This is a genomic window from Anaerobiospirillum sp. NML120449, from assembly GCF_023051105.1.
In the GTDB taxonomy this organism is placed as follows: domain Bacteria; phylum Pseudomonadota; class Gammaproteobacteria; order Enterobacterales; family Succinivibrionaceae; genus Anaerobiospirillum.
Genome location: NZ_JALKIL010000009.1, coordinates 94,702 through 107,523, shown reverse-complemented (window position 1 = coordinate 107,523; position 12,822 = coordinate 94,702). Strand labels below are relative to the sequence as shown.

The window sequence follows — 12,822 nt, the reverse complement described above, 5'->3', positions numbered from 1 at the left end:
CAGCTGCCCCAGCGCAGCCTGACAGCCCGGCACAACTGCCCGGCCTGAAAACCCGGATGCCAAGCCCGGCTAAGCTGCACGGCCGGCATCCCCGGCTAAACTGTCAGGCCGGCAAGCCCGGCAGTCGGCGGACTGGCCGTCAGAATTGTCCGGAGCCCGGAACACGTTAGAGATTGTCTGTTTTGAAAAAGTATCTGTTTATTGACCGGGATGGCACCATAGTCTGTGAGCCTCATGACTATCAGGTCGATGCTCTTGACAAGGTGGTCTTCTTTCCCCGTGTGATTCCTGCTCTGCTCAAACTTGCTGATATGGGCTATACCATGGTCATGGTTTCCAATCAGAATGGTCTGGGCACTGATGCATTTCCTCTCAATACCTTTACTCCAGCCCACGAGCATATAGTCAATACTCTGGAATCTCAGGGCATTAGCTTTGAGCAGATTCTTATCTGCCCGCACATGCCTGAGGACAACTGCCAGTGCCGTAAACCTGCTCTGGGACTGGTACAGTCATATATGAGCTCAGATGAGTGGGACCGCAATAATTCCTACTTCATTGGCGATCGCGACACTGACCTTGCCATGGCAAAGAACATGGGCATTGTCGGTATTCGTGTGGGCCTTGGCGATGCTGCTCAGGACAGTGAGATTTCTTCAGCCGACAGTCCTTTTGCTCAGGTAAAGGCCATGAGCTGGGACGAAATTGTTGCATTCATCGCTGCCCGCGAGAAAGAGGTTGCTGCACGCGGTGCCACCGCATGCTGTGGCGCTCCGACAGCCTGCTGCGCCTGTGCCTCTGCAGCTGCAGCCCATGCAGCCCAGGAGGCCACTGAAAAGAGCTCACACCACAGCTGTTCTCATGATGACCGTCCGGCCCGTACCGCCCGTATTGAGCGCAATACCCGTGAAACTCAGATCCTCGTTGAGCTTGATCTTGACCACTGCGGTGAGACCTCTATTGATACCGGTATTGGCTTTTTTGACCACATGCTCGATCAGATTGCCACCCATGCAGGTTTCAATCTCAAGCTGACTGCAAAAGGCGATCTGCATATCGACAGCCACCACACCATTGAAGATACAGCCATCACTCTGGGCACAGCCTTAAGACAGGCCCTTGGTGACAAGCGCGGCATTGGCCGTTTTGGCTTTATTGTTCCAATGGATGAGCTTACTGCAACTGTATGCGGTTTTCAGGACTGCGACACCTGCTCATCACAGTGTCCGGCCGCTTCAGGCAACCGTCATCCACGTACCAGTCCAGGCCCTGATGATCGCAGTCTGCGCACTCTGGGCTGCAGCTGCCAGATGGCTGAGGCTGCCGCCGAATGTCAGACTGACCGTGAAGTAAGTGTGGCTCTTGATATCTCAGGCCGTCCTCACATTGAGTTCTCCTGTGATGCCGAATTTACCCGCGAGCAGATCAATGGCTTTGAGACTCAGATGGTCTCCCACTTCTTTGAGTCGCTTGCTGTTGCCATGGGTCTTACCCTGCACATGAAGGTAACTCCGGGCAATGCTCATCACCAGGTAGAGGCCCTGTTCAAAGCCTTTGGCCGCGCTCTGCGTCCGGCCATTCGCGTGGTCTCATCCGAGCTGCCATCCTCAAAAGGCACTCTCTAAAGCACAAAGTAGACCATTACACCCCACAGTCTGCGCCGCAGTTTGCAAAGCATTTTGCGCCGTAGTCTGCTCAGGCAATCTGCGCCGCACTTTGCACAGCAGTCTGCTCAGCAGACTGCGCAGCCTGTCTCTAAATCAGCATGTGGGGCCACAGGCATGGCACAAGTATGAACGCCAGCAGCCGGCATGTATGCATGCCCAATGCGTGTCTGCAGGCGCAGGCATGACCCATGTATGCCTGCAGGCAGCATGCATGCGACAGTCAGGCAGCAGGCAGCGACAGTCATGCAGCTTACTGACATGGTCTTACTGTCATGCTCACTCCGGCCCTGAGGCTGGAGTCCGATTAAAAACAGAAATGGAGGGCGTCTCCAGCCATAAGCTTACATGAGTCAGATGGCATGAGGCGTCAGATTTGTATGAAAGTCTGTATAGTCGATACCAAAGCGGCCAATTTCAACTCCGTGGTTCAGGCCCTCAGACGACTGGGGGTAGATGCCACCATCACCTCTGATGTCAAAGTGCTGCGTGAAGCTGACCGTCTTATCATGCCTGGTGTAGGCACAGCCTCGGCTGTTATGGCCGGCCTGCTGGGCACCACATCCGATCAGATACCGGCACTGTGTGGCGATGATCGTGAAGCACGTTCCGAGCTTACGGACTTTATTGTCCATTATGAGCGCCCTCTGCTGGGCATCTGTCTTGGAATGCAGGTTCAGGCTGCAGCCTCAGCCGAGGTTCCGCTCAATGAACCAGTCAAATGCATTAATACCCTGGGCATAGTACCTGGCGTGGTACGCCTGATTGATGTCAGCGCTGAAAAGCTTCCGCTGCCTCACATGGGATGGAACACTGTCGTGCACAACGATCATCCTCTGTTTAAAGGCATTGAGCAGGAAAGCTCTTTCTATTTTGTGCACTCATTCTGCCTTGGTGTAAGTGACTGCACTATTGCCCGATCCGAGTATGGTCAGGAGTTTTCAGCCGCCATCTGCCGCGACAATTTCATGGGTGTTCAGTTCCACCCTGAAAAGTCCGGCGCCAATGGTGCCCGCCTGCTCCAGAATTTTCTTGAACTCTAATCACGCCTGCAGCCTCTGAGGCATGGTTCACGTCCCTGCAGACAGCCTGCCTGCGGCAGGAAAATCATGGGCAGCCCGGCCGGCCTGTGGCAAGAGTACGCCTGCCCGCAGCATGAGCTGCCCGGCCCGGCTGAGGCAAGAGTACGCCTGCCCGCAGCATGAGCTGCCCGGCCCGCCTGTGGCAAGAGTACGCCTGCCCGCAGCATGAGCGCACCTTGCGCACCTGCTGGAGTGCGACAGCATCGCACGTCGCGTTGTCCGAAAGTCCTGTGAGATGCCATCGTTTGCGCAGCTCTGCCGGACAGTTAAAGCCCCCGTTCGACGCTGACCTGTGGACTGTGACAGCAGCGCAGCTATGATTACCCCTGGAACCAGTTTATGCTTATTCCCGCTTTAGACCTGATTGATGGCCAGATTGTGCGCCTGAAGCAGGGCGACTTTAATGAAAAGACCGTTTTTGATCTTGACCCGGTAGCCCGTGTAACTGAATACGCATCTCAGGGCGCTGCTCTTATCCATATTGTGGATCTGGACGGAGCCAGAGACCCGGCCTGTCGTCAGCTCGAGCTGATAAGTCGCATGGTCAAAGCCACTGAATGCCCTATACAGACAGGCGGTGGCATCCGTACTTATGAGGATGTCAGCAGCCTGCTCAATGCCGGCGTAAAGCGTGTGGTTGTCGGTTCAGCTGCAGTCAAAGACCCTGAGTTTGGTCACAGACTGCTGAGAGACTTTGGTCCTGAGGCTATCTGCCTTGCACTTGATGTGCGCATTATCGACGGCCGACCAGAGGTCGCCATTCACGGCTGGCTTGAGAATTCAGAGCACGGTCTGTACGAGCTGCTTGAAGATTTCTCACGTTCAGGGCTGCGTCATGTTCTGGTCACTGACATTTCCCGCGACGGCATGATGCAGGGAGCCAATAACAGCCTTTATGAACAGCTGGCTGTTCGCTTCCCTGATCTTGATGTAATTGCCTCAGGCGGAATCTCCTCCCTTGATGACATCAAAGCTCTGCGCGCACTGGGTGCCCGCTCAGCCGTTCTGGGCCGCTCCCTGCTTAGCGGCGCCTTTACCCTGCCTGAGGCCCTGGCCCTGTGGCCTGAGGACTGACCTGCAGCCCGGCTGCACAGCTGCTGCCTGCAGCTGCGCTGCCTTGCCCCTGGCCTGCAGCATGGCTGCCGCAGCGCTTTGCCATGCTGAACAGCAGATGCCGGGCATGACGCAGCCGTGCCTGACTGCATCATGCCCTCATGTGGCCAAACAATCATGAGATTTACCAGATGCTGGCTAAAAGAATTATCCCCTGCCTTGACGTGCGCGATGGCGTGGTCGTCAAGGGAGTTCAGTTTAAGAACCATGAAGTGGTAGGATCTATTGTCGATCTGGCCCGACGTTATGCCGAAGAAGGCGCTGATGAGCTGGTCTTTTATGACATCACTGCCTCAGCCCATGGTAATAAAGTAGACAAGTCATGGGTGGCCCGTATTGCTGAGGTCATCAATATTCCTTTTGCAGTAGCCGGCGGCATCAGAACCATTGAAGATGCCCGTACCATTCTTGAGTATGGTGCCGACAAGATTTCCATCAACTCCCCGGCTCTGTCAGACCCTGAACTCATCACTCGTCTTGCTGACCGCTTTGGCGTTCAGTGTGTAGTGGTGGGCATTGACAGCTACTACGATGCCGACAGCGATCAGTATCTGGTCAAGCAGTTTACCGGCGATGAAAAGACCATCACCACTACTGCATGGAAGACCCTTGACTGGGTAGCTGAAGTACAAAAGCGCGGTGCCGGTGAAATCGTGCTCAACATGATGAATCAGGACGGCATGAAAAACGGCTATGACATCAGACAGCTCAAGGCCGTACAGGAAATATGCAATGTGCCTCTGATTGCCTCAGGCGGTGCAGGTGCCATGGAGCACTTCCTTGATGCTTTTGAACAGGCTGATGTTTCAGGCGCACTGGCTGCATCCGTTTTCCACAGGCAGATTATTAACATCGGTGAGCTTAAGGCTTACCTCAAATCCAAAGGAGTAGTAACCCGTGCGTGAGTTTTGCCATGGTTTTGAAAAGCTCGAAGAGCTTGATTTTGCCAAGGGTGATGGCCTCATTCCTGCCATTGTGCAGAATGCCCAGAACGGCCAGGTTTTAATGCTTGGCTACATGAATCAGGAAGCTCTGCAAAAGACTCTGGATACCCGACTTGTTACCTTCTGGTCACGCGATCGCCAGAAGCTGTGGACCAAGGGCGAGGAGAGCAAAAACTATCTGCACCTGCGCTCCATTACCGTTGACTGCGACAAAGACGCCCTGCTCATCATGGCCCGTCCTGAAGGTCCTACCTGCCACAAGGGCACAGTAAGCTGCTTTGATTCCAGCCCTATGGCTGACGCTTCTGTAAAGTATCTTGCTGCCCAGCGCGGCCTGCTCTAAGCAAAGATACTTCCTGCTGTCACCGGGCAGTCACTGATGCCTTTGCCCTGTGAAGCTCATACAGCCCAGCGCCGCTCCTGTTTTCCTCGGGAGCGGCGCTGTCGTATCTGCAGACGGCATTTGAAGCAGTCAGATGAGCGCATATCAGATCCGGTGGCACAGGTCACAGGCGCAAAAAAATCCCGCCATGCAAAGCAGGGCAGGATTTTAGACTAGTGTGAGTTGCCCGGGCCGAAGCCCGTAGCCCTCAAATTGGACGGTCAGAGGGCGGCAACACCTGAAATGGAAATTGTTAGAGGGTGCGCTGATATTCGGTCTCGAATCGGTGAACCATATCATCAAGATTTTGCAGGGTCTTTCTGGCAGCCATCAGGGACTTGTCAGATTCCTGGGCAATAGAACTGCATTCCTGAGCCAGATCGTTGACGTGAGAGGCGTCGCTTTCGATCTGGGAAGCTACCGATGCCTGGGTGGCAATAGTAGTATTCATGGTATGAGTCATCTCGGTAATGCGGCTGATATGGCTCTTGATTTCATCAAACTTGCGTGCTGAGTCAACAATGGCCTCATGACCGGCATCAGAAAGTGACAGAGAGTCCTGTGAGGCTGAAACAGCCTTCTGGCTGTTCTTGATGAGATCGGTAACGCAGATGTTAATCTCAGCTGTGCATGACTTGGACTTGATAGCCAGAGCACGTACTTCATCAGCCACCACAGCAAAGCCTCGGCCCAGCTCACCGGCACGGGCAGCCTCAATGGAGGCGTTAAGGGCAAGCAGATTGGTGTGATCGGAAATGTCAACAATAGTACGTAACAGCTCGGAAATCTTGTCAGCACTGCTTGCCAGCTGCTGAACTACATCCACCAGATTATTGGCACCATCAGAGATATCACTCAGAGCCTGCTTGTTATTCTGGGTAGCCTGGAAAGTATCCTCTACCTGCTCCTGGGTCTCATAGGCAAACTTGTCAGTTGAGTTAACAGAGTTGCTCAGCTCCTCGAGCATGGAGTTCATAGTGGAAATAGCTTCCATGATGCTCTGCACCATGTCGCTCTGACGGGTAATGTCACCGGCACTCTGATGAGAGAGATCGGCACTGGCATTTGCCTTGTCAACAATAATGTCGATGGCGTCTTCAACGCGATTAATCATGGACATCATGTTGGCATTGTTGGTCAGAATGGCAAGACGCAGACCTGACATGACCTCATCTTCGCGGTCATGGGAGTAGCACAGACGACTTACCGGGTGGTCGTACACTGATGGCAGCAGCTTGATCATATTGTGGATCTTGCGCTGCATAATGTAACGCTGATGGGCTACGCTTAAAAATGGCAACAGCAGAGCTGCACCAAAGCCTGCTACAGGATGCAGGAAAAACAGGCCCAGAGCCACGACAGCTCCGCCAAAGGCAAACTGATAGGACTTTGGAGGATAAGGAATTCTTGGGGTAAGACGCTCACCTTTCATCAGCTTCTTGTAGATAATCTCAGAGCGCACTACATCACGCTGATCAGGTGGATAACGGACTGACTCATAACCAATGATTTCTCCGTTTTCAAATACAGGGGAAATAAAGGCATTGACCCAGTAGTAATCACCGGTCTTGGCACGGTTCTTTACAACGGCCATGAAAGGCTTGCCCTGCTTGATGGTTGCCCACATCAGAGCAAAAGCTGCAGGTGGCATATCAGGGTGGCGCACGATATTGTGCGGCTGCCCCATCAGTTCTTCCTCAGAATAACCGGAAATATCAGTAAAGGCCTTATTGACCTTGGTGATAATGCCCTTTAAATCGGTGAAGGAAATAATTTTGACGTCTTTGCCAAAATTAATTCTTTTGTTCGTAACAGGAAGATTTATTTTCATCGCCGTCCTCGACACGAAAAAGAGCCAGTACTAAAAAACAGCCGTCTCCGTCAGACCTCAGAACGCCGCCGCCACCTGTGTGGCTGACCGTCCTGTGCTAAAGGCTGCTCCATTAGAAGCATTTGCCGGCTTAATTCCCCTGTTCTTTCAGAATGTTGCAGAGCCTGCACCGTACTGTCCAAAGTCTTTTGGCACGCGCCTGAGCCCCACTGAGAGCACCCTGCAGTGCCCAGGATCTGGGGCATGCCCGTCAGCACCTTGCATCACAACACGCATGGCCGTGCTCTGCTGCTTCCTGAGGTGCCCGGCAAGTCTCCGGAATCACATTCTGAAACTGTACTATTTACCCAAATCCCGGATCACCTGTTAACTGCCATCCTGCAAGGCAGGAGTCAGTAAGAGCTTCTGCATTGCAAAAGTCAGACGCCCACTGTCGCGCATGGAGACAGTCTGAACACCTGCCCTGGCAGGTAACAGCCTGTGCATCAGCTGCAAGGGGCCAGCTGTGACCACCATGGCCTGACAGGGCCATGGATCTTTCACTGAGGAATTGAGCCTCTGTCCGTACTGATTAGACAGAGCAGTCTGGCAGCATCAGGTTGCTGACAGGCTGTTATCAACTGCCCGGACTCTTTTCACCTTACATGAAGACAGTACTGACAAATACAGTAACTGTTGAACTTCATTGGAGAGCGCGGGCCGGGAAGGACATCTGACTGGGATTCACATTTCAGGATACAGAGCCTTCGGCATCAAAGTGCCTGCTGGCTGCTGTTATAAGGGTTCAGTCAGATGTCGTGACAGGTCTCGCCAAAGAAACTGTCACTGACATCCCTCAATGCCGGTTCCACCCGGCATGCTGCAGGAATCCAGAGACTGGAGCTGTCAGCTGATCGTTGATCTCAGAGGAAATAATAATTAATCAATATGCATTGAGTGTGCACATCTGCCCCGTACCTTGGCCCCAGCCCCATGGACTGAGGTAAAACTCCGGATTCCCGGTGCCATTAAACATGACCTGCCGGTCTGTGCATCACTGTTGCTGTTAATCTGGCTGCGAAATAAGAGAAAAACACAGCATTAAAGCGTGGATAACATTATGTGCTGTACGTAGTGAATGACAGTTACTGTCAATCTTTATCGATGTATCATTGGTTAAGGCACAGATTAATTTGTTCCAAATTACCACTGATACAAACAATTTTCAGTGACGTATGTTGTAACTCTGTAAATTGGTCATACAGCTTACGCGGCCGGTATTTCTGTATGATTCAAACAGCACTGGAGATAAATAACAGCCAGAATACTTGTAAACAAGTATGGCTGTTTTCAGCATAATCAATGATTATTGCGGTCTGTGAACTGCAGATCTTGTGCCCTGACACATGAGTAAATATTCATAAATCTACAAATGCAGATAAAACGAACAGTTATCAGGCGGTCAAAAACAGAGCAATGCTTCTGCAGAGCGCATAACCACGGCCTTACAGGGCAATCATGGATACAGACACATACGCAAACCATTGCGTTCATAATAACCTATATTCGACCGAAATTGACGCACTTTTCTCACTATCATGCTTTATTGATATAATAAATTTGTGACCAACCTCTCACCAATTTTCGCATTTTCAGGATATGCCCTTAGCTCAGCCGCATACACAGGCCAAAGCTCATCAATAAACAGCCTCCCGCTCTCAACAGAATGAGACCATTTCAGCCTTTCCCAACATAAAACTTTTTTTCACTTTCAATCCAGCCGTACGCCATCATCCCCTTGCCTCGCGCAGCCACTCACGGCTTCACATCACCCTCACTTGCCACGCGCAGCCGCTCCCAGACTCACGTCACCCTCCACTTGCTACGTGCAGCCACTTCCGGCTTCACATCACCCTCCACTTGCTGCGTGCAGCAGCTCCCGGCTTAACATCACCCTCAACTTGCTATGTGCAGCCACTCCAGGCTTCACATCACCCTCCACTTGCTGCATGCAGCAGCTCCCGGCTTCACGTCACCCTCAACTTGCTGCGTGCAGCTTCACCCTTGCTGCGATTAGACGCTCTATTGCTGAGCGCCACTTATTACACCGGACTCTTCCCTTGCGCATGCCCATGTCTGCGGTCATGCACATGCTTCACATAACTCATTGCTACCCACCTGCTCCTTAGATAAAAAATCCAGCGCCACTCCTGCACGTCTGATATTTCTCTACAAAAGTTTTGAAAAACTGCCCATGCCAGGTGTAAATGCCACCTTTATCATACTGCCACTGGTAAAAGTGCAGCTAAAAGCACAGCCTCATTGGCTTAGGCAGTTTGAGTATCCAGTACTGCCAGACAGCCTGTACGACCGTGCTGAAAAACATGAGGCAGCCAGAAGGCTGCCTCATTGATTACTAAATTAATATCATAGTTTAATGTGCCAGCGCTACCTGCACGAAAACACCAGGATGCTCTCCATTCTCTTTTAGTTAACCGACTTCAACAGTCAGAACAGCCAGTAGGAGCATTTTTTCCAGTTGTTCTGTCAGATTTAAGGCTGGTCATTTTACTGCTGGAAACACGGCCAGAACTCTTACTAAATATCGTTGACACGCGTAGGTCGACATGCGTCGCCCTGTATCAGGCAAGTCGACCGGGCATTTGTTCAATCAATATTACTGTCCAGTACCGGGATACTGCCAGGTCCAGGCGTTCATAAATCCCCGTACTACTCAACTACCTCAAGACCAGTAACGCCAGACAGCTCATCAATATCATGCAGAGGCGGAAGCTGGGGCTCGTTTTTGATAATACGATCCAGACTGCTTTCCTCATTCTGCTGAGCGATAAGATACTTATCACCAATCAACCTGCACTCCTCCTGCATAACTTCCTCGTTAATACCAAAGCAGGAAAGTATCAACCCCTGTGATTTAGACAGCTTGCGCAGGCATGTATAACGGCCCTTTTGCACAATGCAGTCAACAGTAATCATGTTAAGCAGCGATATGGCTTCAGACACACAAACAGGCATATTTCCGCGTGAGGTGCTGAGCCTTGTTTTGCCAAGCCCACGGTAGACAGCACATGCGATGATAAGTGCTATAAACATGACAAAACCTTTGCCAGTCAGGCTCTTATCGACGTGTGCGCTAACCTGCCTATCCTCAGTCAGGCTGTTACTGGAGTTGAAAACCTGATCATTGCTGTCACAACCCTTGTAGAAGGCATAAGCCTGATCAGCGGTCATTTTTTTGGAGGTTATCAGGCAGAAGCATCCGGCAAGTAAAAAGCTCTCTGCAGTAATATCAGCTTTCTCTTTTGCTCCAAGGAAAACTCCTTTGCTGGAGTAGTCAAGATCAAAATACTCCTGATACTCTTCAGGGAACTCAATGACAGTGTTAAGAGCCTTATCAAATGCCTGTTTCTGGCTCTTAATCAGCTCCTCAACAGCGCAAATCTCACTGTCAGCTCTGACAGGACTTTTGAACACATGAACATACCTTTCCCTGCCAAAAAGCTCGTGCTTGAATGTTGCTCCATATAGCGGAGAGTCAGAACTTTTGACTCTGTAAGCTGGATGATACTTGACCTCAGAGCTGTTAATGACAATGTCCCTGACGAAGCGCTTGCAGCCCTTTGCCATGAGAACAAAATCAAAACCTGCCTCATCAAGCTCAACAATGCTGCTCTCAGAGCATACACCCCTGTCCATAACTACAGTAATCTTACTGTATCCGTAAGAGCGCAGTCTGGTCATGAGGTCCTTGATCTCAATGACATCAGGCATGGAACTCTGATACAGCATAAAGTCGACAGGGACCTTATTCTTGCTGTCCATAGCCAGAGCAATGCCAGCAACGGGTGCCCCCGTGTCATTACTGGCATCTACAGACTCCTGAATATCAAGATCGCCAGGCTGTAAATCCTTATTTGAAAGATAAGATGAAATTACGACCTCACAATCAGCATCAGCAACATGTGTCTCATTCCACAATCTCACAAACTCATCAACCTGACAGCGCTCGATCTCGTCATACATATTGGAAATAAGGTCACTGCGGTATGGCATTTGAGCAGGACCGAAAAGAGGAAACTCTCGTGAGTATTCGTCGAATTGACTGATGGAGCTGTTATCTTTGATGATGCAGAAAGATGCTGCATCAAGTATTCTGCAGGCTTTCTGCTCTCCAAAGATTTTATTAAGAATATTGATGATACCTTCGCGGCCAGCAACATGTTTCATGACCACATGAGCTCCAACTTTTATGCTGGAGGAAAGCCCTGAATCAGAAGCCGCTTCTTCAAGGCCAAAATGCTCTGCATAGTAGTCACTGGGATTCATGCGAGTGCGATCATTGTTATCAACCAGACGTCCGATAGACTTTCTTACAGGCTTAGGGGTTTTCTTATCAGTATTGCAGCGCTCGAGTCCTACCAGAAGAAGGACATAGGTGTTGTCTTTCTCGCGTTTAAATACAAGCTTGCCCGGAATATCAGGTACTGGTACTACCATATTAGGAATAATCATTTTGCCTCCCTGAAAACTCAGTGTAGTAACAAGCGTAAAGCGTCAGAATAGTACATTTCATAATGGCAAATAAAGAGTTTTCGCTTCAGCATCACATTTTTGGTCAAGTGTGATGCTGCGCAATAAATATCTCACTAAGGTAAGCCAGTTATGAGCTTAAGCTCCTGCATGTATGGCCATCATGGCCGACCTGGCTGTTCTTCCTGCAGGGCCATCATGGCCGCCCTGGCTGTTCTTCCTGCAGCGCCATCATGACCGCCGTACCGCCATGGGCATCACTAAGCTGCAGCATGGGCGTAGACCAGCTAACCGCCATAAAGAATCCTTGTCTCGGAACAGGGCTTTGACAGCAGGCGGCTCATGCCTGTGACGGATTTGCTTTGCACAAATAAAAAGGCCCAGTCGCGAGACTGAGCCTTTTGGAATAATTTCTCTCTCTTATTTCAATTCTTTGTCAGCTCTCTTCACCGGGAAGAGCACTGAAGTCAAATCTGAACCTTCAGCCAGACTGCATTGCAGTGAGGTCTGATGCGTGGCTGGAGAGAATCTTAAGCCACTAAAGGAATTCTGTACGGACCAGCAAGCTTGCTGTCCTTGACGCTATATCTAAGAGCAAGCCCTGTGCCAACCTTGCTAACCACCTCGAAAAAGCCTGTTTACATGCTGTTTATATGAGGTCTATTCCTGTTTACATTCAGGTTAACGACAGACTGTCCATTATATTTAACCTCAATATGCCTGTATTTTGGCAGCCACTTGCCGTCTGGCCCTGTACCATGGGCGTTTGCAGCACTCAAAAGGACAAATAACACATCGCCATTTCTGACACCATGATGCTAAATATCAACAGAGATCCCGAATTTACCGCATTTTCTTATCCAATTGCGATAAGAGGCCTAAGTGTCGAACTGATGACAGAAGTTGCCGCTCTTGCCGTTTGTGCAGATTCAGTACGTCAAAAGCCCGTACAAAAGTGTGACAGCACCTCATTGCATAAGGATCACTGCCGTGGCTGACAGTGCCCCTCATTCGTCCCGGCATCTGCACCAGCATATTGAACAGTGCGGCCGTGCTGGCCGTCACGCTGGCCAGCCGTCATACTGACGCATCATCCCTGGACGCAGGTGGACGCGTCTGCTGTGATGCTCCGGCTGACGTACCAGATATGTGGGCTGGTGAACGTACCAGACATGAGGGCTGCTGGACGTACCTGCCCCGGGGCGCTGATGGGCGCATCTGACCCGGGGACGCAGGCTGACGTTCTGTCCTGGTGCTCAAGATGACTTATCTGCCC

At 51.0% G+C, this 12,822-nt stretch carries 6 protein-coding genes and 1 pseudogene; 5 read left to right on the top strand and 2 right to left on the bottom strand.

All coding sequences use genetic code 11. From position 1 onward, the window contains the following. Positions 1 to 173 precede the first annotated feature (173 nt). From hisB to hisI, 5 genes and pseudogenes are all read left to right on the top strand, one after another. A complete protein-coding gene (hisB, locus tag MXE41_RS04340; RefSeq protein ID WP_247099499.1) occupies positions 174 to 1,625 on the top strand; it encodes a histidinol-phosphatase in 1,452 nt (483 codons plus the stop codon). 419 nt (positions 1,626 to 2,044) lie between these two features. Beyond that, complete coding sequence (gene hisH / locus MXE41_RS04335; protein ID WP_247099498.1) at positions 2,045 to 2,707, top strand: imidazole glycerol phosphate synthase subunit HisH; 663 nt, start codon at positions 2,045 to 2,047, stop codon at positions 2,705 to 2,707. Between the two features lie 378 nt (positions 2,708 to 3,085). Then, on the top strand, positions 3,086 to 3,820 hold the full coding sequence (gene hisA / locus MXE41_RS04330) for a 1-(5-phosphoribosyl)-5-[(5-phosphoribosylamino)methylideneamino]imidazole-4-carboxamide isomerase (RefSeq protein ID WP_246977801.1): 735 nt from the start codon (positions 3,086 to 3,088) through the stop codon (positions 3,818 to 3,820). A gap of 170 nt (positions 3,821 to 3,990) precedes the next feature. After that, positions 3,991 to 4,764 carry an imidazole glycerol phosphate synthase subunit HisF gene (hisF, locus tag MXE41_RS04325; protein WP_246977800.1) on the top strand — a complete coding sequence of 258 codons (774 nt, stop codon included), beginning with the start codon at positions 3,991 to 3,993 and terminating at the stop codon, positions 4,762 to 4,764. Further along, positions 4,757 to 5,098 (top strand): annotated as a pseudogene (hisI, locus tag MXE41_RS04320) (phosphoribosyl-AMP cyclohydrolase); the annotation flags it as partial. The gene hisF and the pseudogene hisI, both read left to right, overlap by 8 nt. A gap of 340 nt (positions 5,099 to 5,438) precedes the next feature. On the opposite strand, the gene MXE41_RS04315 reads toward hisI, so the two are convergent. Both MXE41_RS04315 and MXE41_RS04310 read right to left on the bottom strand, forming a co-directional pair. After that, positions 5,439 to 7,016 carry a PAS domain-containing methyl-accepting chemotaxis protein gene (locus MXE41_RS04315; protein WP_247099497.1) on the bottom strand — a complete coding sequence of 526 codons (1,578 nt, stop codon included), beginning with the start codon at positions 7,014 to 7,016 and terminating at the stop codon, positions 5,439 to 5,441. Positions 7,017 to 9,725: 2,709 nt separating this feature from the next. Next, positions 9,726 to 11,528, bottom strand: a complete 1,803-nt coding sequence (locus tag MXE41_RS04310; RefSeq protein ID WP_247099496.1) for a hypothetical protein — start codon at positions 11,526 to 11,528, stop codon at positions 9,726 to 9,728. Between the last annotated feature and the right edge of the window lie 1,294 nt (positions 11,529 to 12,822).

Coding starts and splice junctions, on each gene's coding strand:
- hisH (WP_247099498.1), top strand. CDS start 2,045: ATGAAAGTCTGTATAGTCGATACCAAAGCGGCCAATTTCAACTCCGTG.
- hisA (WP_246977801.1), top strand. CDS start 3,086: ATGCTTATTCCCGCTTTAGACCTGATTGATGGCCAGATTGTGCGCCTG.
- hisF (WP_246977800.1), top strand. CDS start 3,991: ATGCTGGCTAAAAGAATTATCCCCTGCCTTGACGTGCGCGATGGCGTG.
- MXE41_RS04315 (WP_247099497.1), bottom strand. CDS start 7,016: ATGAAAATAAATCTTCCTGTTACGAACAAAAGAATTAATTTTGGCAAA.
- MXE41_RS04310 (WP_247099496.1), bottom strand. CDS start 11,528: ATGATTATTCCTAATATGGTAGTACCAGTACCTGATATTCCGGGCAAG.